Below are 25,014 nucleotides of genomic sequence, written 5' to 3' on the forward strand. Positions count from 1 at the left end.
TATTATGATCGTTTATGCAAAATAAAGAAAGAGGCATGTTAAGTATATTATTGAATAATCGTACAATTAGTATTTTTTCTTTAATTTCCTATTAAGCGTTACATCGCCAAATTTCGTTATAAAGGGTAGTTAGCATAATCTAATAATATTAGTATTGACTGATGCGATCATGAGCGGAATAAATCACACCTTTATCACCTCGATAAAATCCAACTAAGGTTAAATTACTCTGTTTTGCCATATTCACTGCCATTGAAGTAGCAGCAGAAACAGCCAATAAAATTTCAATGCCACAACAGGTTATTTTTTGTACCATTTCATAACTTGCCCGGCTAGAAATCAGTACCACGCCTTTTGGCATTTGGTTATTATTTTGGCAGTGTTTGGCACGATAACCCAGTAACTTATCCAACGCAACATGACGACCAATATCTTCAAATCCAGCTATAAAATTACCGTGTAAATCAAGCCATACTGCAGCATGAGTACAGCCGGTTTGTTGCCCCACTAGTTGTACTTGCTTTAAGTAAGTTAGCGAATGGTCAAAATCAGATAATACAATTTTATCGTTAAAAGATAAGATCGGCGCTATTTGACAAACTTGATCAATATGTTCCGTACCACAAATACCACAACCAGTGCGCCCAGTTAAGTTACGACGTCTTTCTTTTAAAGCAATAAAACGACGAGAAGCCAATTCAATATGGACTTCAATTCCCTTAGCAGTTTCAATAATATCAATACCAAAAATATCGTTAACTGATTCTATAATTTTTTCAGTTAATGAAAAACCGATAGCAAAATAATCAAGATCTTTTGGTGTTGCCATCATCACGACATGTGAAATACCATTATAAATTAATGCTACAGGCTGCTCGATAGCCAAATAATCATTTTCTGGCAACTGTAATTGATTCGTCTGGAATTTATTTACTGTAATGGTTTCAATGCCGGTACTCATAGTTCATCTCTTGGCAACGGTGATTTTTAAAAATAGCGTTAGCAATTGTCATGTTGACTAGGCAAGTAATTATGTAATCAATGCTAATCTTCAAGCATAAGTTAACAACCTAAACTGCAATTATATTATTATGGTAAAATAACCTACCTTAATCAATTTATAATTTACATAATCAAAATATGTCATTATCCGAAATTACACATGCAATAATGCAATTTATTGAAAATAACCAAATTTGGGCAGTGCCGATTATTTTTGCTTTGGCTTTTGGGGAATCGCTAGCTGTTATTTCATTGCTAGTACCAGCAACAGCAATTTTACTTGGGGCTGGCGCATTAATTGGCGCCGGTGCTATTTCGTTGTTACCTGTTTTGATTGCAGCTTCGCTGGGGGCTGTTGTTGGTGATTGGGTTTCATATTGGTTGGGTAAGCATTATCATCAAAAGATTATTACTTCATGGCCACTGAATAAGCATCCCAAATTGGTTTATCGTGCTGAACAGTTTTTTCATCGCTATGGTACATTGGGCGTTTTTATCGGACGATTTTTTGGTCCGCTGCGAGCGATAGTTCCATTAATTGCTGGTACTATGCATATGCCAACAACCAAGTTTAACTTTGCCAATATTGCTTCAGCACCGATCTGGGCATTTGTTCTTCTTGCGCCGGGTGCATATGGTGTACCTTGGTTAGAGACGCTTTTTGGCTAACAGTTAGCCATCATATGATTGAGTTATAGAAAGATATTATGTTCTCTTTAGTTAAATAACTAAAGAGAACAATAATTAATTTAGGTTAAATCCTTTCTGCTAATTTTTGCCCCACACGCGTTATATCACCCACTTTCAAGTTATTGGCAAATTCTACAGTATTTGAAGCAAATAGCGTGATGACAGTGGAACCTAGTTTGAAGCATCCCATGTCTTGCCCTTTGGTTAATTTTACTTCACCAGCGTAAGTCCAACGTTTCATAATACCATCACGTGGCGGGGTAATAACGCCTTCCCATTTAACCTCGATACTACCAACAATGGTTGCACCGACTAAAATTTGCGCCATCGGCCCAAATTCAGTTTCAAATAAGCAAATTACCCGTTCGTTGCGCGCAAAAATATTAGGAATACTTTCAGTAGTGGCTTTATTTACGGAAAATAATGTACCTGGAACATAGATCATTTCCCGCAAGATTCCATCACAAGGCATATGAAAGCGGTGGTAATTTTTAGGCGATAAATAAGTGGTTGCATAAGCCCCATTTTTAAAAAACTTAATCATATCGGGATGACAAGCAACAAGCGATTCTAATGAATAAAAATGACCTTTAGCTTGTATGAGTTGTGTATCTTGAATTGAACCAAATTGACTCATTACTCCATCAGCAGGCATCACTATTACATTGTCTGCCTGATCGATAGGACGAGCACCATCTTTTAACTCGCGAGCAAAAAAGTCATTAAAAGTTTTATAGTCTTTTACATCGTTCAATTGGGCTTCACTTAAATCTACTTTATACAGTTTACTAAAACCTGTAATCATCCATGTTGTGACTTTACCTAATTGTTTTTTTGCTAGCCAACCGAATATATTGGTTAACAACTGTTTAGGCAGAAGGTACTGAATAATTGCTTTTAGCTGATTTAACATTTATTACTCCCTAATTATGATCGAAGTAAATAATTATAACAAATATTTACAAAGAATGTGTGAATCCCCCACTATTTGATTATTTGTGGTATGGATCACACAGATTTTAAATATTTTGCCAATTAGGCTTAAACAATGGCAACCGTTTAAAAGCTATTTTAATCATTCCACATTACATTATATCTATCTTAATAATAGGGATGATGATAATGGCGGATAGATATATTGCAGCTATCGATTTAGGTGCCTCTAGCGGTAGAGTAATGTTGTCATGTTATCAACAACAAACACAGCAGTTAACGCTTAAAGAAATATATCGATTTAGTAATACAGTTAAACAACTTGGATCAAATTTTTGTTGGGATCTGGCTTATATCGAACAACAAATATTGATTGGATTAAATATAATCCTTGATCAAAACATCAAACTTGACAGTATTGGTATTGATACTTGGGGTGTGGATTATGTGCTACTAGATAAAGATGGCAATCTAGTCGGCCCTACGTATTCTTATCGCGATCATCGAACTGATAATATTATGCATCAAGTCCAACAAGAACTTGGTACAGAAAATATCTATCAAAAAACCGGTATTCAATTTTTAACATTTAATACTCTTTATCAACTTAAAGCGATGATGTTAGAACAGCCAAATTGGCTATCACAAGTCACTAATTTGGTGATGATTCCCGATTACCTCATTTATAGATTAACCGGTAAGCTTAATTGTGAATATACCAATGCTACCACTACCCAATTGGTCAATATTACCACTAATGATTGGGATAATGATTTTCTTAGTTATCTTGGTTTACCACGTCAATGGTTTGGCGATATTCAATCACCCGGCAATATAGTCGGGTATTGGCAAAGCGCCAAAGGTGATCAAATTCCTGTTATTGCTGTTGCGAGTCATGATACTGCAAGTGCAGTTATCGCAGCGCCACTAAGTCATCAAAATTGTGCATATTTGTGTTCGGGAACTTGGTCGTTAATGGGTATTGAGTCCAAAACGCCAGTTACTGGATCAGAAGCATTAATAAGCAATATCACTAATGAAGGTGGCGTTAATGGTCATTATCGAGTGCTTAAAAATATTATGGGTTTATGGTTATTTCAGCGAGTATGTGCAGAACATAATGTTAAAGAAATCGTACCGTTGATTGAACTTGCTAAAAAAGAACAGCCATTTTTATACCTTGTCAATCCAAACGATCCAAGATTTTTAAACCCAGAATCAATGACAGAGGCAATCAAACAAATTTGTTTAGAAAATAGCCATAACGATAGCAATAACATACCTCAAAGCCTCCCCCAATTAGTTCGTTGTATCTTTGATAGTTTAGCGATGCTTTATAAAGATGTCATAGACCAACTTTCATCGTTAAGCAAACAACCAATTAAAACGTTACATATTGTTGGTGGTGGTTGCCAAAATGAATTTTTGAATCAGTTATGTGCCGATATTTGCCACATAAATGTTACTGCTGGCCCTATTGAATCTTCAGCATTAGGCAATATTGGTTATCAACTTATTTCATTAGGGGATATCAAAGATGTTACAACTTTACGTCGCATCATAGCCCAAAATTTTAATACAAAATATTATTCCCCCAAAGAGAACAATTAACTACAAAAAAATTACTTACTTTATCAAGGAGCAACAAATGAGTGTAATTGACAATGCCTACCAGATCGCCAAAGCAAGATTTGCCGAAATAGGTGTCGATACCGATGCGGCAATTGCTATGATGGTTAAATTACCGATATCTGTTCATTGCTGGCAGGGTGATGATGTCGCCGGTTTTGAAAATCAATCAGGTGATTTGACCGGTGGTATACAAGCAACAGGTAATTACCCCGGTAAAGCTCGCACCGCACAAGAACTCCGTTCTGATTTAGATAAAGCATTTGACCTTATTCCTGGACCGAAAAGATTAAATTTACATGCATGTTATTTAGAATCGGATCAAAAAGTGGATCGTAATGAAGTAAAACCTGAACATTTTACTAATTGGGTAAATTGGGCAAAACAGCAAAAAATCGGATTAGACTTTAATCCAACTTATTTTTCTCACCCTTTAAGTAGTGATGGTACATTAACGCATACCAATAATGAAATTCGTCAATTTTGGATCGATCATGGTAAAGCTTGCCGTAAAGTATCGGAATATTTTGGGAGAGAATTAGGTACGGCATCAGTAATGAATATCTGGTTACCAGATGGTATGAAAGATATTACTGTTGATAAATTTGCACCAAGACAACGTTTATTAGAATCGTTAGATGACATTATTAGTGAAAAAATAGACACAAAATTCCATATCGATGCCGTTGAAAGTAAATTATTTGGTATCGGTTTAGAATCTTATACTGCTGGATCGAATGAATTTTACTTAGCTTATGCTACTTCACGTAAAACCGCACTTTGTTTAGATGCCGGTCACTTTCATCCAACTGAAGTTATTTCGGATAAAATTTCAGCGGTGATGCCATTTGTTGAACATTTGTTATTACACGTTAGCCGCCCAGTACGTTGGGATAGTGATCATGTGGTACTGTTTGATGATGAAACTCAAAATATTGCTAGCGAAATCATTCGTAACAATTTATTTAACCGAGTCCATATTGGTTTAGATTTCTTTGATGCCTCAATTAATCGCATTGCCGCTTGGGTTATTGGTACACGTAATATGAAAAAATGTTTGTTAAAAGCGTTATTGGAGCCTACTGCACAACTTAAAAAAATGGAACATGATCGCGACTTTACTTCTCGATTAGCATTATTAGAAGAGCAAAAGTCCCTACCATGGCAAGCTGTTTGGGACAAGTATTGTCAGCTAAATGATGTACCAATTGGTAGTGCATGGTTGGATGAGGTTCGTCAATACGAAAAAACGGTATTAAGTCAACGATAATAAGGTGAATACAATGCAACAAATTCTCTCTTCATGGTTTGTACAAGGCATGATTAAAGCTACTTATGATATGTGGTTAAAAGGTTGGGATGAACGTAATGGTGGTAATGTTAGTTTACGATTACTTGACAGTGATGTAACGTCATTTCAAAGTGATTTTTATGCAAATCCACGCCATGTTTCTTTAACTCAAGATGTGAGCAAGCTTGCTAATCAATACTTTATCGTAACAGGTTCTGGTAAATTTTTCCGTAATGTCATTCTTGATCCCGCTGATACTTTAGCGGTAGTGAAAATAGATGAACAAGGTAAAGGTTATTACATTATGTGGGGGCTAATAAACGGCGGAACACCAACTTCTGAGCTTGCTGCGCATTTACAATCCCATATTGTTCGCATGGAAAAAAGCCAAGGTAAAGATCGCGTTATTATGCATTGCCATGCGACTAACTTAATTGCTTTAACTTATGTATTAGAACTTGATAGCGCCGTAATAACCAGACTATTATGGGAAATGAGTACTGAGTGTTTGGTGGTTTTCCCCGATGGCGTTGGCGTGGTACCTTGGATGGTTCCCGGTAAAGATGAAATTGGTTATGCCACCGCCAAACAAATGGCTAAGCATACCTTAGTATTATGGGCTTTTCATGGTGTATTTGGTACAGGTCCAAGTTTAGATGAAGCATTTGGTTTAATTGATACAGCAGAAAAATCCGCCGAAGTATTAGTAAAAGTCATGTCTATGGGCGGTAAACGGCAAACTATTTCTGTTGAACAATTTAGACACTTAGCTGAACGTTTTGGCGTTAATCCTATGGAAGATGCTTTAAAAGTATAATATTTTAATGTTTATTTAAATGAAAAGGCAAAGAGCAGGGCAATAAGGTAACCTTCCGGAATTTGAGGAGTTTGTTAATGCTACTTAAGTAACATATTTTTTATACCTTAAAAAAATAAAAAAAATGGGTATTTGGCAATGGTGCAGTTAATAGGTATTTTAAATGGATTGTTTTACGTTGAATGATTGTTTTTTGGATTAACTAATTAACGAATTTATTGTGAGATCTTTGTTTGTGTAGCGTAAATATGCTTGTGCTGATATTTCTTATGCGAGTTATATAAAGGACTTTTGCTGTGGTAAGAAGATTGGTTCATGGCAATCTTATTTACTCTCCTTATATATGTTGGCTAATGTTATACCTGCAACTTTAAATTTCATTGAAGAATTTTGGATTAATCTTAACAAGTAAAATAGCATAGGCAAACAAACAGTATGGATACTTAGTATTGGATGATTATTGTTATTGCCAATATTATTGGTCTTAGTTTGGCAAATTAATAAAGAGGAGTAATGTATGTCTTATCGTATGATTTTAAATGAAACATCTTATTTTGGTGCAGGTTCAATTAGTAATCTTGTGGATGAAGTAAAAAAACGAAGTTTTAAAAAAGCATTGGTGGTAACCGATAAAGATTTAATCAAATTTAATGTAGCAACCAAAGTTACCAGTTTATTAGATCAAAATGGACTAATGTATCAAATTTTTGATGAAGTCATGCCTAATCCAACTATCGGTATTGTTCAAAAAGGAGTTGATATATTTAAACAATCTGGCGCTGATTATCTAATAGCAATTGGTGGTGGTTCACCACAAGATACCGCAAAAGCGATTGGTATTATTATTAATAACCCTGAATTTGCTGATGTGCGTAGTTTAGAAGGTGTGGCACCCACTAAAAAACCGTCCGTGCCAATTATAGCTATCCCAACCACAGCGGGCACAGCTGCCGAAGTAACGATTAATTATGTAATCACCGACGAAGAGAAGAAACGCAAATTTGTTTGTGTTGATCCGCATGATATTCCGGTGGTTGCAATTGTTGATTCTGAAATGATGGCTAGCATGCCAGCGAGTTTAAAAGCAGCAACAGGAGTGGATGCATTAACGCATGCTATTGAAGGTTATATTACCAAAGGTGCCTGGGAATTGTCAGATATGTTCCATCTTAAAGCGATCGAAGTGATTTCTCGTTCATTACGCGATTCAGTTAAAGGTGTAGCAAAAGGCGTTGAAGATATGGCATTAGGCCAATATATTGCAGGAATGGGATTTTCTAACGTTGGTTTAGGGTTAGTGCATGGTATGGCACATCCATTAGGTGCTTTTTATGGTACACCACATGGGGTTGCTAATGCAGTCTTATTGCCACATATAATGGCTTATAATGCTGAATTTACCGCTGATAAATATCGGAATATTGCTAAAGCAATGGGCGTAAAAGGTACTGAAGCTATGAGCACACAAGCGGCTAGACAAGCGGCAGTTGAGGCGGTTAAACAACTTAATAAAGATGTCGGCATTCCCGCCACATTAAAGGAAATTGGCGTGAAAAAAGAGGATATCGCCGCTTTAGCTCAAGCCGCCTTTGCTGATGTTTGTACCGGTGGCAACCCTCGCGATACCAATATTAAAGAAATCGAAGAATTGTATCTTTCAGTGTATCATTAATTGTTTGCAATGCTTACAGGGGAATGGCTTATAGAGCAATATTAGTGCTATTCCCTTTAGGCTCAAACTCTAAGCTAATATATAGGGAATAACTATGCTTCGAAAAGCATCTATAATGCAAATTAACCCGGACAAACATGCCGAATATAAAAAACGCCATGACGAAATATTTCCAGAACTTGTTGAAGTATTAAAAGCCCATGGTGCACATAATTACTCAATTTTTTTAGATGCTAAACGGAATCTATTATTTGCATATGTGGAAATTGAATCTGAAGAGCGTTGGAATGCCGTTGCCCAAACTACAGCTTGTCAAAAATGGTGGGCATTTATGCAAGATATTATGCCAAGCAATGCTGATAATAGCCCCATAAGTGAAGCGCTTTTACCAGTTTTCTATCTTGAATAAAATGTTATAACTCTCTTTACCGCAAACCTAAATATACTTATAAAACAGCGAGTATAAGAGAGTGATTACTGAACTTTGATATTACGGAATTGTGCTCGATATTGCGAAGGTGTTTGTTCAGTTTCTTTTTTAAACACTGCGGAAAAATAATTACTATCCTCATAACCACATTCAGCCGAAATAGTACTAATAGCAAAAGAGGTATTGCGCAATAATGACATGGCTTTACATAAACGCAATTTGTGTAAATAACCGTTAATTGTCATACCAGTTTGATGTTTAAATAATCGGCTAAGAGAACGGCTAGCAATATTATAATCTTTGCAAAATATTTCAAAATTAAATGGGCTTGCAATACTGTTATGTAGCACGGTAAATAATATATCTAATTGATGGGTTGCCGTAGGGGCAATATCATTAGGCTGTTGCTTAATTCTATCGAGTAATATAATAAATTGTAAAAATAGTGCTTCAGATAAGTGTACTGACGCTAAATTATTCTTTTTTGATTCTATCGATAATTGTTCAATTAAAGGTGATAACTGTTTTAAAAATGAAGGATGTATTCGCCATACGCGTTCTGTATGTTTAGCGTTAGTTTTGGGTAAATAGGGTTCAATAATTGAAGATAAAAACAGAATTTCTCTAATATATAATATATTGTATAGCTTAAGATTGTTCACCGATTCAAAGCCGTGAATATCATCGTGATTAATATACAAAATATCGCCAGTGGTGATTGGATAGATATAATCATTCCATACATGTACTCCATTACCAGAAGACACAATAACTAACTCATCAAAGTCATGGTCATGTAATGGGAAAGGCTCTTGGTGTTCTCTTCTTTCAACAGTAACGGTATTTAATTCAGAAATAAAATAATCCTTTTTATATAAATGTAAATATTTATGCATAACCGATCCCTGTCAATATAACCATAAAATTAATGATATCGTTTATCTGGATTATTGCGTAATGTTTGTGGTGTAAAATTAAATTCTTGTTTAAAACATGTCGAAAAATAAGCACTATCATTAAAGCCACACTCTTGGGCAATAGTCGTTATTGTTTTATTAGTATAAATTAATTGAGAATAAGCATCGGCTAGACGTAATTTTATTAAATATTTTTGTGGTGAAATCCCGATTTCATTTTTTACATGTCGGTGAAAAGATCTTAACGATAATGAAAATTGTTGAGTGGTTTTATCCCAATCAATTGTTTCTTTAAAATGAACTTGTAGCCAGCGTAATAGTTGTCTAACACGATTATCATTTGATCCAGAACCTGTCTCAACATACTGGTTTTGTTTAAATAAAATTAATAATTGTAAAAATAAACTTTCCTGATAAGCAGTAGGTTTAATACCGGTACGATTTAATTCAGTCAAAATAGTTTGAATATTTTGGTCACATTTTTTATCAAAAAAATAATGAGCTTGAAATGGATCTTGTTGTGGTATTAAATCGCTGACCCCATTGATAAAATTAAATTTGTTAAAGTCTCTAAATAAAATATTGGTCAGGTGTAAATTATCCACCTCTTCATATAAATGGCAGTCCGAAGCATGAATATAAAACATCATTCCTGGGTATAAATCAAACATCTGACCGTTTAAAATATGTTTACCATGACCTCCGGTAACAATCACAATTTCATTAAAGTTATGAGTATGTTCAGGATAAACCGGTTGGGGTGTTCTTGGTTCAATTGTAATATTTTGTTCATTACAGGAAAAAAAATCCTTATCAAAAAGCATCATTACCATGAAATAATCCTCGCTTCAATGCTAATAGGAATATTTTAGGTTGGAAATACGAGTCTGACCATTAATATTTGGACATCAAAAATATTTTTTTGGCTGTAATTTACAGTAAGTCGAGATTTTTTGTCAAAAGTGTGCGAAAACTCACAGTTTATAGCCACTATTTTGACTGAAACGTGTAGCTAACCTGAAAGATCTTTACAGTTAATTCCACCTCAAAACCACATAAAAAACACCAAATTATTAATAATAAAGATCGGAATTAAAATACCAATTGACCACTTCATATAACCAAAAAAACTAGGCATGTTGATCTGATGTTGTGTTGCAATACTTTTGACCATAAAATTAGGCGCATTACCAATATAACTCAGTGCTCCCATAAATACCGAACCCATCGAAATAGCAAGTAACGTTTGTTCAAAAATCGTCATTAATGTTGTGGCATCGCCAGCGGCTAAGTTAAAAAATACCAAATAAGTAGGCGCGTTATCTAAAAATCCAGAAAGTAATCCAGAGAGCCAAAAATACATGCTATTAATCGCTTGCCCTTGGTCATCAGTAACCAGCGCGACTACTGGCGCTAAAGCTCCATCAGTGCCAGCACGTAAAATAGCAAGGACTGGCACAATCGTAATAAAAATACCCACAAAGAGTTTAGTCACTTCGAAAATGGGATCCCAATTAAATTCATTGCCAGCGCGAACTTGTTTTGGGGTAATTAGCAGTGAGACGATAGTAATTATGATAAATATACCATCGCGCACCAAATTAGGTAGGCTAATATGTGAACCAAGTATGCTAATACTAAACGGTGATTGCCAAATACCCGATACCAACACACTAATAATAATTGCGAATAATAAAATAATATTTTTAATTCCATATATTTTAATATGATTAGTGTTTTTTATTGGTGATGGCATTTTTAAGCTACCATATTGTTGTCGGTAATAATGGCAATCAATAACATAAAAAATCGCTAATAACCAAAACGAGGTTAACAAAACCGGACCTAGCATATGTTTGACAGTCCAAAAAAAATCGACGCCTTTCAAAAAACCAATGAATAAAGGCGGGTCGCCTAAAGGTGTCAATCCACCGCCGATATTGGCAACTAAAAAGATAAAAAAGATAATAATATGCACGCGCTGTTGCCTTTCACGATTAGCACGAATTAACGGACGAATCATCAACATTGCAGCACCGGTAGTGCCCATAACAGAAGCAAATAATGTACCAATGGCTAACAAACCGACATTGAGTTTTGGACTACTAATTACATCGCTTTTAATTAAAATACCACCAGAAGTAGTAAATAGTGCCAATAATAATAAAATAAAAGGAATATACTCTTCTAAAATAGCGTGGCTAGTTAAGGTGATAGTAATTTGCCAACCAAATGACAATAACATAGATATTAAAAATAGCAGCGTCCAAAAAATAATGATTTTGCCATAATGATAGTGCCAAAGCCTTGGTAACAATAATGGTAATAATGCAATAGATAGTAAAATACCTATAAATGGTATACCCCATAATAATGAAAGTTCAGAACCGTTAAAATCGGCTGCAAATGAGTTAAAAGATATTGATAACAGAGTAACTAACGTTATAAGTGATAAATGGAAATGATTTTTCATGGTACTATCTATCGGCTTAAAGATGCAAAATTATAGCAAATCGTCAAATAGTTGGCTAACTGATTATTTACAGGCCTGATAGGAATAATTAACATCAATCCTACTATGTTTTTTATAGCGCAATATAGTTTTGGCGATTTTTAGTTTAGAAGTTTAATCATAACGTATTTAGTGGTTAAGTAAAATTTTGAACGTGTTAAATTATTTAATAAAATTAATATAATGCATATTATAACACTAGGGAATTTAATGTGAAATCTTGTTCTTTCATTACTTGTACCATCTATGATACTCATTTGCCAACACACTTTCGTTTTGTTCAATTATTCAAATTACCCCAAATTTATCCGCTTCAGATTTGTGTAAAGATGGGTCATATTATAATTACTTTGATTGGTTAATTTACATTCTCATACTTGCGTATATATTATCTACCTTCATATCCAAAGTTTATTGGACAACAACCGAAAAAGCGATACAAATTACTTTATCTGCAATACTTAAATAAATGGATAGAAACAAGTATTGTTGACTATTTTGTAAAAATGTTTCAGGAATAATATACGTTTTAGTATAAAGTACCAGCTAAGTAGTTTACCCTTTTTTTATTTGTAATTTAAATGTTAATAAAATCAATAGATTAAAAACGAGCTTCAAAAAAGGGTTTTAACAGCTAAAATTGTTATTTGTCTTTTGCTGAACAGGCTTTATAGTATATTGGATTCTAGTTCACCGCTGCATAAGCGGTTTAGAAATGTATAAGCACCAAAACTATTTTTTGAATTGAGTTCACCGCTGCATAAGCGGTTTAGAAATTAATACAGTAATCAAAAAAATCATAGCAAGCGTTCACCGCTGCATAAGCGGTTTAGAAATTTCTGCATCCAGCGACATCTGAACAAGTGAAGTTCACCGCTGCATAAGCGGTTTAGAAAATGGTGGCTCAAAGCCCGGAGAGATGAGAATAGTTCACCGCTGCATAAGCGGTTTAGAAATCCCAGATAATCACACAGCAGGAATTAGCAACGTTCACCGCTGCATAAGCGGTTTAGAAAATTTAAGCTGGAGGTTGTAGAAAATTATGGACGTTCACCGCTGCATAAGCGGTTTAGAAATCGACGAGCGTATCATCGCTAACAGTATCTACGTTCACCGCTGCATAAGCGGTTTAGAAAACTCCTGCTTTTGCTAGTTTTCTGCATTCTTTGTTCACCGCTGCATAAGCGGTTTAGAAAACGTCGCCGTTGCTGACTTGGTAATCGAGAAAGTTCACCGCTGCATAAGCGGTTTAGAAATGAAATTTAGACGGGTCACTCTTATCTTTTTCGTTCACCGCTGCATAAGCGGTTTAGAAAACTAGTACTCTGACGGTATAATGCAGAAACCCGTTCACCGCTGCATAAGCGGTCTAATTATTAGTAATGGAGTTTAAGGCTTATTCAATCTTAAAAAGACATACCTGAAAAACCATACTAATTTTTGAAGTTGTGGATAATTTTATTTTAGCTAAATATTGTCTGTTTTCCGTCTTTCTTCACGAGGTGTAACCCCAAAAGCCTTTTTATACAGCGTAGAAAAGTGAGTACTGTTAATAAATCCGCATAATAATGAAATTTCGGTAATTGTCATATCACTCTCTCTAATTTTATTTCTAGCCGATAATAATCTTAACCGTTTGATATAATTTTCAGGTGTTAAGCCGGTTGCTTCTTTTATATGTCGAAACATAGTTCGAAGGGTTAGGTGGAAGCGTTGGGCTATATTATTCCAATCATATTCTTCAAAGCAGTTTTCTTGTAAGTGATTAAGCAGAAGGTGAAGTTTATAGCGTGTGTTATTTTTTTGTGCTTGCCCATGTGCTTGGCTAATAATAGTAATTAATTTAAAAAATAGATATTCTCGATACTCTAATGGATTTTTTAAATTAAAAAGCTGATCGATAACCATGTTACACTCTTTTCGTAAACTTGGCGCAAGCCATATGTAAGAGTTTAAATCGCTTGCTGAAATACGGTTTAAAATGTTTTCAATCTTATTTAAAAATACAAATTGACGATATGGATTAATAAGAATATTAGTCAGTTTTAACGTACCTAAATCATCGTAAAAATGGTAATCATGATCACGAACAAGAAAAACATCACCTTGTTGAATAAACAATGGCTTACCGTTAATCACATGTAACCCATGGCCTTGTTCAACAATGACTAATTCGTCAAATTCATGGTTATGCTCAATACAATTACTCTCTGGATCACTCTGATATAACGCCAATTTATCTGATTCTGAATTAAAATAAGTAGCTATTTTTAAAGTATTCATAATGTCGATCCTAATTTATTATAGTTATTCTTAATTAAGATTATTGAAAATGCTTGGTTTATTAAATGCTAAACTGGCTAATTTAAATTGTAAGTTATTAGTTTGCGAACAAAGCTTAATATTAATGATTACTTCGACCAAAATTTTAAAATTATAATGACTATTTTGGTTATGAATCATTGCAAGACGCAATTTTCAATCATCTCAATAACACAATAAAGTAATTGACTTTTAGATAGAAAATAATAATTCAAAATATGTGAACTTCCTCGTTGTGTTCTTTTCATTACTGCCATTTATCACTCTAATCTGGCAGTACTAAAGTAGCTAACCTAAATCCCCCCTGGTTATACTCCTGAATAAGTTAAACAGGAGGAATAATATGGCACAAGAGATCCAAAAAAACGATCATGTTGTTATGGTTAGAGATCAAGTTTTCATTTCAAAAGCCGAAAATTTACTACCCACTCTTTATCAAAATAACATATACCCACAAAAAATTATAACGTTAGTGAGGAATGCCAATGCTATTGACGGCTATTCAGCCAATATAATCAGTCAAGCACAATGTTATTTAAAACAAAGTTTCCAAACGGGTGATAGTTTTATTCTTGATTTTGGTTGTCATGGTGTCGGTTATTTGTCATTTTTATGTCAACCTGTAGGTAGTCCACCCGATGCACCAGCTCACCTTAAATTAACATTTGGCGAAACACTATGTGAGATTGCCGAACCATTTAGCCAATACCAAGGCTGGTTAAGTAAAAGTTGGTTACAAGAGCATGATGAATATATCGATGTTTTACCCGCTCAAGTTAACTTACCAAGGCGTTATTGTTTTCGATACTTAAAGATAGAGGTGGTTTCATTATCTCCTAAATATCAAATCATATTTAAAAATATGGTGTTTAAAACCGTCAGTTCAGCACCTAAAAACGGCATTGTTTATCAACCGACTGATACCCAATTAGCGAAGATAGATCAGATTTCAGTCCTTACACTTCGAAATTGTATGCAAGAAGTGTTTGAAGACGGCCCAAAACGAGATCGTCGGCTATGGTTAGGGGATTTACGTCTGCAAGCTTTAGTTAATAATGTCACATTTCAACAGCATGATCTTGTTCGTCGTTGTTTATATTTGTTTGCAGGTCACCGACGTGAAGATGGAATGGTTTCGGCAAATGTATTTGTTAAACCGGATGTGGTGGCGGATGATACTTTTTTATTTGATTATTCGCTTTTTTATGTCGATGTGCTTTATAACTATTTTGTCGCAACCAATGACTCACAAACAGTTAAAGAGTTATGGCCTATAGCCTTAAAGCAGATCGAACTAGGGTTAAGTCGTTGTGACAAACATGGCATTGTTGCTGATAGTGATGATTGGTGGTCTTTCATTGATTGGCATGAAAAGCTTAATAAACAAGGTGCTTCACAAGGGGTATTAATTTATTGTCTTGATAAAGCCCTGCACCTGGCTCAAATCTTCGAACCTAACATGGTACCTAAATTACAACAACACTTAGATGCTCTTAAATGCGCGGCTAATAAATTGTGGGACGCCAAGTTAGGTTTTTATGTCAGCGGCGCACAACGGCAAGTTAGTTACGCTACACAAATTTGGATGATTCTTGCTGATGTTGGTGATTTAGCCCATCAACAAAAACTCATGAATAATCTGTTGTCGTCCCCTCCTGAAATTGGCATGAACACACCTTACATGCGACATCATTTTATTTTAGCTCTGTTCAAAATTGGCATGAAAAATAAAGCTATAGAAGAGATCAAAGCCTATTGGGGAAAAATGATTGAATATGGCGCAGATACTTTTTGGGAGTTATTCGATCCGCAAAATCCAAGTTATTCGCCATATGGCAACAAAATAATCAATAGTTATTGCCATGCGTGGAGTTGTACGCCGGCATGGTTTATTCGTCACTATGCACTTTAACTAATTAATTTTTATAAAAGGATGACAATATGGTGAATTCAATTTTTAAACGTTGGCAACAACGAATAGGTTATGGGATAGCAGATTTATCTTGCAATCTTGTGTGGCAATTAATTTCGTTATATCTCATGTATTTTTATACCGATGTTATGGGTTTACCTGCTTATTACGTGGGGATTATGTTTTTAGTTACTCGGTTGGTTGATGGGGTTGCCGATGTTTTAATGGGACTGGTTATTGATAACACCACCACTCGTTGGGGACGTTGTCGCCCATGGTTACTCATTGGCGCTGTACCATTTGGTTTGCTTTGTGTATTGGTTTTTTATGTGCCGGATTTTGGCATAACAGGTAAACTAATCTATGCTTTTGTTACCTATTTATGTCTCTCATTTGTTTATACTATTGTCAATATTCCCTTTAGTGCAATGTTGCCTTTTCTTACCGCTGACTCTTTAGAACGCACAACGCTATCATCAGTACGTATTTTATTAGGATCATTAGGTTCAACCATCGTGGCGGTTGCGACATTACCACTTGTTGCAACATTAGGTCATGGTGATCAAAATCATGGCTTTTTATATACCGCAATTATTTTTGGCATTATTGCTACTTTCTTTTTAATTATCAGTTTTAAAAACGTAGAAGAAAAAATTCATATCAACCAAGAGAAAATGACATTGACAAGAGCCTGGCAAGGATTAAAAGATAATATGCCATGGAAAGTGTTTGCCTTTAACATTTTCTTAATGTGGGGTGCATTTTTCCTCCAAACTGGTTCGTTGGTTTATTTCTTTAATTATTATGTGCAAAGTACCGAATTAACCGCCATTATTGCTGGTATATCTACTTTTGTTCCTTTATTAGGCACATTAACGGTCCCATTTTTGGCTAATTATCTAAAAAAACGGCATATCTACCTATTTTCCAGCACCATTAATTTGGTTGGTATGGGGATTATGATCTTGTCAGGGATTAATCATATTGGTCTTATTTTAGGTGCAGTAGTGCTATCACTTGGTCATGGCCAGCGTTTAGCCATTTATTTTTCAATGCAAGCTGATCCGGTTGATTATGGGGTTTGGAAAACAGGCATCAATACTGCAGGTATTTTAACGTCAATTAATGGCTTTTTAGGTAAAGTTGCCATGGCTGGCGCCGGAGCGATTACCGGATTTTTATTATCTTGGGGTGGATATGTTGCCAATCAAGCTCAAGAGCCAAGTGCATTATTTGCGATCAAACTTTGTTATCTATACCTGCCTGCAATATTAATTATCGCTTCGATGTTTTGGATTGGTAAGTTTTATAAACTTGATGACAATTATGCATCAATTCGAGCAGAACTCGATGCCAGAAATTCAAATTCTAATGATAACCCATAAGCGTAACACTTGGTATTTATAATAATCTATGAGGAAAGGACTATGAAGTTAAAAATAATGTTAGGAGTCTGTTGTTTATATTCTGTTTCAGCATTAGCATCAATTGAATGGCAGACTACCCAAGGAACGCTAAAGTTTTATGGTGATGTCGAGTTCAATGTTGATGCGGCAAGTAAAAAACATCAATTGACATCGGTAAGGACAACAGCCAAAAAAGATTTTGATGCTAAAGACACTGATCGTTGGGATGTTAACGGTCGTATTTTAATTGGATTTGATGGCCTGCGTGAGTTAGACAATCAAAATTATGCAGGATTTTCAGCTCAACCATTAGCCGATTTAAGCGGTAAAGTTAATTTAGATGATGCGGCTTTTTATTTTGGTCATCAAAATGATTGGCGGATCAAAATTGGTCGTTATGAAGCGTATGATATGTTTCCTTTAGGTCAAGACACCTTTATCGAATATTCAGGTAATACCGCAAATGATCTCTATAGTGATGGCTTTGGTTATATTTACATGATGAAAGAAGGGCGTGGTCGTAGTAGCGATGGTGGTGCAATAGAACTAACTAAATATTTAGGGGATTTCACTTTTCAAGTTAATGCCATGATTAAAGATGGTACCACTTTGTTTGATGATAATACTTATCATGGTTATAAATTACATAAAGATAAAAATGTTATCTATTTACGACCGGTAATTTCTTATCAAAATGGTTTTGTATCTGTCGCTGCTGCGGTGGAACATAATTTGATTAATAATGCGTATGGTTATAATGATCATAACGGAAAATGGTTAGATCAGTCTAAACGCACTGGATATGGTTTAACGACGAGCTGGAATAGTGAGGGAGATTTTAATAAGTCTACTGACGGAATTTTAGTTAATACCAGTGTGGCTTATTTAGATGCTGAGCAAGAAACAGATTTTACTGCTGGTATCAATAGCATTTGGAAAGGTATCGGACTTGGTTATATATTTGCCGCCAATGATATTAAATCATTTAATCCAAGCTACAAAGGTGAGGGTGAAATTCATGCTAAAGGTAAATATAAGTTACATACAATTAATGCCTCTTATTTGATACCAGATGTTATGGAATTGGATAATTTTGATATCTACCTTGGTACTTATTGGTCACATTTAGATCGAGACAAAAAACAGGGTGGTGGCGATGATAATCGCTATGGCGCACGAGTGCGTTTTAAATATTTCTTCTAATAATTATATTATTAATTTTTAAGTAATTTAAATTTTAAGTCAGATATTACTTAGTTTTGTCTGACTTTTTTATAATTATCTGCCTAAAGATTCTACTTTCCCCCATTTGAAAAATTAGCACAATTATAACTGGATAGAAGTTTGCTATTAACCTTAATCAACAGGGTTACGTTATAAAAATTAGATAGCATATTAATTGTCTTTTGGTTAAGATGTATTGGTTAATAAATAGTCAAAATCAATCCAATTTGACCTTTTTACCTATATAAGGAACTTAATATGAGTACCAATACACCAGCAGTTCTTATCGAAAAACTCAAAGTGATTGTGGGTGATAAATATACACTAACCAAACCATCCCAAACGCTGCTTTATCGTAAGGGCGTTCGTTTTGGTGAAGGGGATGCATTAGCGGTGGTTTTGCCAGGCACATTAGTTGAGCAATGGCAAGTTTTAAAAGCCTGTGTTGAAGCTGATGTGATTGTGATTACGCAGTCAGCTAATACCGGATTAACCGGTGGTTCAACACCCGATGGCAACGATTATGATCGTCCAATTGTGATTGTGAGTACTCGCCGTTTAGATGGCGTTCAGGTGATTGAAAATGGTGAACAGGTGGTTTGCTTACCGGGTAGTACTTTATTTAGGTTAGAAAAGGAATTAAAAAAATATCAACGAGGTCCACATTCGGTGATCGGTTCGTCATGTATTGGGGCATCGGTCATGGGTGGTATTTGTAATAACTCAGGTGGCGCTTTAATTCAGCATGGTCCGGCTTATACTCAAATGGCAGTTTTTGCACAGTTGGATGAAAAGGGTGAGTTACATTTAGTTAATCACTTGGGAATAGAGCTTGGCGATGATCCTGAAACGATTTTAAATAATTTACAAAATCATACTTATACTGACATAGATATTAAACGTGATGCTGGGTTAGGACATGATCACAACTATCGCGATCATGTGCGAAAAATTGACGCCGACACACCAGCACGCTTTAATGCTGATCCCGAACTACATTATGAAGCATCAGGTAGTGCCGGTAGGTTAATGGTATTTGCCGTGCGCTTGGACACCTTTCCCCTAGAAGAAGATACAGCGGTATTTTACATTGGTACCAATGATACCAGTGAACTTGATGATATTCGTCGTCATATTTTAGGTCAGTTTGATAATTTGCCTGTTTCTGGCGAATATATCCATCGTGATGCCTTTGATATTGCAGCAGTGTATGGTAAACATATTTTTCTGGCTATTCAAAAATTAGGTACTGATGTTATCCCTCGGTTATATGCCTTTAAAGGCGTGGTTGACCGTATTGCCAGCAAAATTCCGTTTTTCCCAAATAATTTTTCTGATCGCTTTGCGGTAACGGTATGTAAAATTTTGCCGAAACATTTACCTAAATCTATTCGTGATTATCGCGATCGTTATGAACACCATTTAATTTTAAAAATGGCTGATAATGGTATTGCCGAAGCAGCCGCTTTTTTAAAAGAGTATTTTCAAAATAAAAAAGGTAGCTATTTTTGCTGTAATGATAAAGAAGCTGAAGCTGCCATGTTACACCGCTTTGCAACTGCAGGTGCGGCAACAGTTTACCGTAGTGTGCACCGTAAAACGGTGGAAGATTTAGTTGCTTTGGATATTGCCTTAAGGCGTAATGACAAACAATGGTTCGAAACCTTACCTGATAGCATCAGTCAACACTTTATTCATAAATTATATTACGGTCATTTTTTCTGTTCGGTATTTCATCAAGATTATATTGCTAAAAAAGGTACCGATTGTGCCAAAGTTGAAGAAGAAATGTTAAAAATCTTGGATCAACGTGGAGCACAGTATCCAGCGGAGCATAATGTTGGGCATTTATACCATGCCAATGACGACTTGAAAAACTTTTACCATCAACTTGATCCAACCAATAGCTTTAATCCGGGAATTGGTAAAACATCTAAGAAAAAATTCTGGCATTAATGGTATGGCGTTATTTGGGCCACTTTGTAATTTGATCCTATTAGATGGCTTAAGATTAAGTATAACATGGATAACTAATGTTAATTTTTGTAAAGATGTTTCAGGAGTGCTATACGTTTTAGTATAAAAATTAAATGTAAGTGGTATTATCCGCGCTAGTTGTTGCGGGATAATACCACATCAAATCATTATAGTAATTTTTTAAGTTGATATAGCATGTCTAAAGCTTGTTTGGCTGTTAGTGAATCTGGATCTATCTGCCTTAAAGCTTGTTCTACCTCAGAAGGTTCAGGTTCAGTGACAAATGACAGCTGAGAAGTATCAACATGACTATTGGCAGCTTGTTTAGATATAACTTCTAATTCCTTTAGCTTTTGTTTAGCACGTTTCAAAATCGTTTTAGGTACTCCGGCAAGCCCAGCAACGGCAATGCCGTAGCTTTTACTGGCAGCGCCTTCGGCCACTTCATGAATAAACGCTACAGTATTATCATGCTCAATCGCATCAAAGTGAATATTGTAGACACCTTGCATATGTTCCGGTAGTTGGGTAAGTTCAAAGTAGTGAGTGGCAAAAAGTGTCATCGCTTTGATTTCATTAGCTAAGTTTTCAGCACAAGCCCAAGCGAGTGACAGTCCGTCATAGGTTGAGGTGCCACGACCAACTTCATCCATTAATACTAAACTTTGTGCGGTGGCGTTGTGCATAATATTGGCGGTTTCCGTCATTTCGACCATAAAGGTGGAACGGCCGGAAGCTAAATCATCAGACGCTCCTATCCGAGTAAAAATGCGATCCACCGGGCCAATTACTGCTTTAGCTGCTGGTACAAAACTACCAATATAAGCCAGTAATACAATTAAGGCGGTTTGGCGCATATAGGTACTTTTACCCCCCATGTTAGGGCCGGTAATAATTAGCATGCGCCGATCAGGTGATAAGCGTAACGAATTAGCAATAAAAGGCGTGGCTAACACTTGTTCAATAACAATATGACGGCCGCCCTGAATTTCAATGCCAGCTTTGGTGGTTAACGTTGGGCGTTGGTAGTTAAGCGTTAAAGCTCGTTCAGCCAAATTAGTTAGTACATCCAATTCAGCTATTGCCTCAGCACTGGTTTGCATGGCGGCAAGATCCGGTAATAACTGATCGAATAATTGCTCATAAAGTTGTTTTTCTAAGGCTAAGGCTCGACCTTTTGCAGTAAGGACTTTATCTTCATACTCTTTAAGTTCAGGAATAATATAGCGTTCAACATTTTTGAGGGTTTGGCGACGCGTATAATGGATTGGTGCTAAGTGGCTTTGACCACGACTGATTTGAATATAGTAACCGTGCACCGCATTAAATCCAACTTTTAATGTGTCGATACCTAACGTTTCGCGTTCCCTAATTTCTAGTTGTTCGAGGTAACTAGTTGCGCCGTCGGCCAAGCTACGTAGTTCATCTAATTCGGCATTATAGCCTGTGGCAATTACCCCACCATCACGGATAATAACTGGCGGTGTTTCAACAATAGCACTATTAAGCAGTTCAGCAATATGATCAAATTGATTAATTTTAGTGCTCAAACTGGTTAGGTAAGGTGTAGTAAAGTGAGTTAACCACTGTTGCAGTTGTGGTAATAAATTATAAGCATCACGCAAACGTGCAAAATCGCGCGGGCGAGCACTATGTAACGCTAATCTAGCTAAAATGCGTTCTACATCGCCAATTTGCTTTAATAATGGTTGAACATCAGTAATATACTGATGTAATTCGCTAATGGCATCTTGACGATTTTGTAAGGTCGTGAGATTACGAATTGGCGAATGCAGCCAACGTTTTAACATACGGCTACCCATTGGGGTTTGGGTTTTATCCAATATTTCCGCTACCGTATTTTGAGTACCACCGGATAGGTTTTCGGTGATCTCTAAATTGCGACGAGTGGCAGCATCGAGTACCACAAAGTCATAAGATGATTCTTTAATAATCGAGCGAATATGAGGTAAAGCAGTGCGTTGTGTATCTTTGACATATTGTAATAAACAGCCGGCAGCACAAAGTGCATATTGGCAATTTGCAACACCGAAACCAATTAAATCTTGAGTGGCAAATTGTAAGTTAAGTTGTTGCTTGGCGGTTTCTAAATCAAATTCCCATGCAGGACGGCGGCGTAATCCTTGTCGATTTTCAATCAGCTGCATAGTTTGAAAGTCTTCTGGGTAGAGCAATTCAACCGGATTGGTTCGTTGTAATTCTGCTTGAATTTCTTCAACGGTATCACATTCAAAAACAAAAAATCGACCCGAACTAATATCCAAAGTCGCATAACCATAGTGGTTTTTAGCTTGCCAAATGGCTGCTAATAAATTGTCTTTACGATCCTCTAACAGTAATTCATCACTCACCGTCCCAGGAGTGACAATGCGGACTATTTTCCGTTCTACCGGCCCTTTACTCGTGGCTGGATCGCCAATTTGCTCACAAATTGCGACTGATTCACCTAGTGAAATTAATTTGGCTAAATAGGTTTCGACTGCATGATAAGGCACGCCAGCCATTGGGATAGGTTCGCCATTAGATGCCCCGCGTTTGGTTAATGAAATGTCTAGTAGCTGAGAGCCGCGTTTAGCATCATCATAAAACATCTCATAAAAATCACCCATCCGATAAAATAACAAAATATCCGGATTCTCAGCTTTTAACTTCAGGTATTGCCGCATCATTGGTGTGTGGTCGGTTAAATTTTCTTCATTAATCATAGCTTTATTTTTTATTGTTGTTTATATTTCAATGTATTAGTTATTTTTATTAGTCTCACCTAGTATCACTTAGACTCATAAAATATCACTGATTCTTAATCATTAGTATAACTAAAAGTATAACTATTATGAGTAATGTGTTGTAATTTAGTTATAAAATAATAGTCATTATCCATTTATTATAACTGAATATTAGTTCATAGCAGAAAGCTATTTTATGGCAAGTGGCAATCAAAAAGCGTTATCTCATCAAGCTATAGTAAAACTAAAGCCGAATGGTAAAGTATAATCCGATTGTGATGAAAATCGTGGTTTAAGAGTTGAGTGTTCAAAAAAAGGTAAAACACGGTTTATATATAGATACCGAAGCACTGATGCTTAATTGGTCATAATGACTATTGGTTATTTTCCATAAATGCAATTAGCTGAAGCTCGTTTAGAATTAAAAATTAGAGAAAGTGGACAATGCCCTAGAGAACTACGAGAACAACAAAAAATTAAAGAGCTACAACTTAAAAAAGCCCAAGAAAATAAATCTAATTTTGCTATTAAGGAAATGATTGATTTATATCTAACTGAATATATTCAAGATCACCAAACTAAAGATGGTAAAGTAATAAAAGGTGCAAGAAAGCCTAAAGGTCAAAATGAAGTTAGAAGAACATTATATGCGGATCCTGTACAAATTTTAGGTAATCAACCCGCAACTGATGTGACAAGGCAAAATATTATTGATCTTATTAAAGGTATTTGTGAAAGAGGTGCAAAAGTTCAAGCAGGTAATGTACTAAGAGAACTTAATGCTGCGTATGAGTATGCATTAGGAACAGGTAAAATTGCTAATAATTTTGACAATCCTGTTATTCTTGCGAAAAATAGTTTACAGAAGGCTAAATTTAAGTTGACCTCAAAACGTGGTAGTAGAGTATTATCTGAATTAGAACTTAAGCAATTTTTAAAATGGCTACCTATTTGTAAGTTACCAGAAAAAGCTAAACATATACTTTTACTAACTTTATATACTGGATGTAGAACTGGGGAATGGTGCAATGCCAAGTGGGAGGATATTAATTTTGAGAAAAGCACTTTTCACATAAAATTAACAAAAACTGAGACAGAACGCTACGTTCAATTAACAAAAAAAGCAATAAATTTATTAAAATGCATTAAAGAAAAAAGTTCAACTGATTATCTATTTACATCAAATTATACAGGTAAGGCATTAGATCAAAAAAAGTTAACTGAATATACTTGGCTTTTGCGTCGAAATAACGAAATGTTAAATATTCCACACTGGACACCGCATGATTTACGGCGTACTGTTCGTACTGGATTATCTCGATTACGTTGTTCTAATGAGATAGCAGAAGCGATACTTGGGCACTCACGAAAAGGGATTGAAGGAACATATGATTTATATCGTTATGACGATGAATGCAGGGAATGGTTGGAAAAATGGTGCGATTATTTAGATGGTTTGCATAAAACTAATAGAAAGAATTGATGATGAGTCAGTATTCACCTCTTTATAATATTACGCCGTCGATTATTAAT

Annotated in this window: 17 protein-coding genes, 1 pseudogene and 1 CRISPR repeat array; of the genes and pseudogenes, 11 read left to right on the top strand and 7 right to left on the bottom strand. The window is 35.5% G+C overall.

Annotation, left to right across the window (positions count from 1 at the left end; all coding sequences use genetic code 11):
* Positions 1–148 precede the first annotated feature (148 nt).
* Entirely contained in the window at positions 149–961 is an 813-nt protein-coding gene (fdhD, locus tag Q0K76_RS04610; RefSeq protein ID WP_294612122.1) for a formate dehydrogenase accessory sulfurtransferase FdhD, read from the bottom strand.
* Between the two features lie 179 nt (positions 962–1,140).
* On the opposite strand from fdhD, the gene Q0K76_RS04615 reads away from it, so the two are divergent.
* Complete coding sequence (locus tag Q0K76_RS04615) at positions 1,141–1,671, top strand: DedA family protein (RefSeq protein WP_294612124.1); 531 nt, start codon at positions 1,141–1,143, stop codon at positions 1,669–1,671.
* Between the two features lie 97 nt (positions 1,672–1,768).
* Here Q0K76_RS04615 and asd read toward each other — a convergent pair.
* Positions 1,769–2,605 (bottom strand): annotated as a pseudogene (gene asd, locus Q0K76_RS04620) (archaetidylserine decarboxylase); the annotation flags it as partial.
* A gap of 209 nt (positions 2,606–2,814) precedes the next feature.
* Between asd and rhaB the strand changes: the two are divergent.
* The 5 genes from rhaB (at position 2,815) to rhaM (ending at position 8,443) form a co-directional block, all read left to right on the top strand.
* The gene (rhaB, locus tag Q0K76_RS04625) at positions 2,815–4,236 is read left to right on the top strand and encodes a rhamnulokinase (RefSeq protein ID WP_294612128.1); all 1,422 of its coding nucleotides are present in this window, start codon (positions 2,815–2,817) and stop codon (positions 4,234–4,236) included.
* Positions 4,237–4,273: 37 nt separating this feature from the next.
* Positions 4,274–5,524, top strand: a complete 1,251-nt coding sequence (locus Q0K76_RS04630; RefSeq protein WP_294612130.1) for an L-rhamnose isomerase — start codon at positions 4,274–4,276, stop codon at positions 5,522–5,524.
* A gap of 13 nt (positions 5,525–5,537) precedes the next feature.
* Positions 5,538–6,362 carry a rhamnulose-1-phosphate aldolase gene (gene rhaD, locus Q0K76_RS04635; protein WP_294612132.1) on the top strand — a complete coding sequence of 275 codons (825 nt, stop codon included), beginning with the start codon at positions 5,538–5,540 and terminating at the stop codon, positions 6,360–6,362.
* A gap of 517 nt (positions 6,363–6,879) precedes the next feature.
* Entirely contained in the window at positions 6,880–8,034 is a 1,155-nt protein-coding gene (gene fucO, locus Q0K76_RS04640; protein ID WP_294612135.1) for a lactaldehyde reductase, read from the top strand.
* Positions 8,035–8,128: 94 nt separating this feature from the next.
* Positions 8,129–8,443, top strand: a complete 315-nt coding sequence (rhaM, locus tag Q0K76_RS04645) for an L-rhamnose mutarotase (RefSeq protein ID WP_294612138.1) — start codon at positions 8,129–8,131, stop codon at positions 8,441–8,443.
* 65 nt (positions 8,444–8,508) lie between these two features.
* Here the strand turns inward: rhaM and Q0K76_RS04650 are convergent, their stop codons facing one another.
* The 4 genes from Q0K76_RS04650 to Q0K76_RS04665 form a co-directional block, all read right to left on the bottom strand.
* Positions 8,509–9,360, bottom strand: coding sequence for a helix-turn-helix domain-containing protein (locus tag Q0K76_RS04650; RefSeq protein ID WP_294612141.1), 852 nt, complete (start codon positions 9,358–9,360; stop codon positions 8,509–8,511).
* Positions 9,361–9,389: 29 nt separating this feature from the next.
* Entirely contained in the window at positions 9,390–10,214 is an 825-nt protein-coding gene (gene rhaS / locus Q0K76_RS04655; RefSeq protein WP_294612143.1) for an HTH-type transcriptional activator RhaS, read from the bottom strand.
* A 212-nt stretch (positions 10,215–10,426) separates the two neighbouring features.
* The gene (locus tag Q0K76_RS04660) at positions 10,427–11,854 is read right to left on the bottom strand and encodes a sodium:proton antiporter (RefSeq protein ID WP_294612146.1); all 1,428 of its coding nucleotides are present in this window, start codon (positions 11,852–11,854) and stop codon (positions 10,427–10,429) included.
* Between the two features lie 727 nt (positions 11,855–12,581).
* Positions 12,582–13,269: direct repeats of the CRISPR family, unit length 28 nt; unit sequence GTTCACCGCTGCATAAGCGGTTTAGAAA.
* Positions 13,270–13,360: 91 nt separating this feature from the next.
* On the bottom strand, positions 13,361–14,176 hold the full coding sequence (locus Q0K76_RS04665; RefSeq protein ID WP_294612148.1) for a helix-turn-helix domain-containing protein: 816 nt from the start codon (positions 14,174–14,176) through the stop codon (positions 13,361–13,363).
* A gap of 382 nt (positions 14,177–14,558) precedes the next feature.
* On the opposite strand from Q0K76_RS04665, the gene Q0K76_RS04670 reads away from it, so the two are divergent.
* The 4 genes from Q0K76_RS04670 (at position 14,559) to dld (ending at position 20,713) form a co-directional block, all read left to right on the top strand.
* Entirely contained in the window at positions 14,559–16,127 is a 1,569-nt protein-coding gene (locus tag Q0K76_RS04670) for a hypothetical protein (protein WP_294612150.1), read from the top strand.
* Between the two features lie 29 nt (positions 16,128–16,156).
* Complete coding sequence (locus Q0K76_RS04675) at positions 16,157–17,512, top strand: glycoside-pentoside-hexuronide (GPH):cation symporter (RefSeq protein WP_294612153.1); 1,356 nt, start codon at positions 16,157–16,159, stop codon at positions 17,510–17,512.
* 42 nt (positions 17,513–17,554) lie between these two features.
* Positions 17,555–18,736, top strand: a complete 1,182-nt coding sequence (locus tag Q0K76_RS04680; RefSeq protein WP_294612156.1) for a carbohydrate porin — start codon at positions 17,555–17,557, stop codon at positions 18,734–18,736.
* A 279-nt stretch (positions 18,737–19,015) separates the two neighbouring features.
* On the top strand, positions 19,016–20,713 hold the full coding sequence (gene dld, locus Q0K76_RS04685) for a D-lactate dehydrogenase (protein ID WP_294612159.1): 1,698 nt from the start codon (positions 19,016–19,018) through the stop codon (positions 20,711–20,713).
* Between the two features lie 188 nt (positions 20,714–20,901).
* Here dld and mutS read toward each other — a convergent pair whose 3' ends face one another.
* The gene (mutS, locus tag Q0K76_RS04690; RefSeq protein ID WP_294612162.1) at positions 20,902–23,460 is read right to left on the bottom strand and encodes a DNA mismatch repair protein MutS; all 2,559 of its coding nucleotides are present in this window, start codon (positions 23,458–23,460) and stop codon (positions 20,902–20,904) included.
* Between the two features lie 415 nt (positions 23,461–23,875).
* Between mutS and Q0K76_RS04695 the strand changes: the two genes are divergently transcribed.
* The gene (locus Q0K76_RS04695; RefSeq protein ID WP_294612165.1) at positions 23,876–24,964 is read left to right on the top strand and encodes a site-specific integrase; all 1,089 of its coding nucleotides are present in this window, start codon (positions 23,876–23,878) and stop codon (positions 24,962–24,964) included.
* Positions 24,965–25,014 lie beyond the last annotated feature (50 nt).

The sequence above is a fragment of the uncultured Gilliamella sp. genome (assembly GCA_945271295.1).
In the GTDB taxonomy this organism is placed as follows: domain Bacteria; phylum Pseudomonadota; class Gammaproteobacteria; order Enterobacterales; family Orbaceae; genus Gilliamella.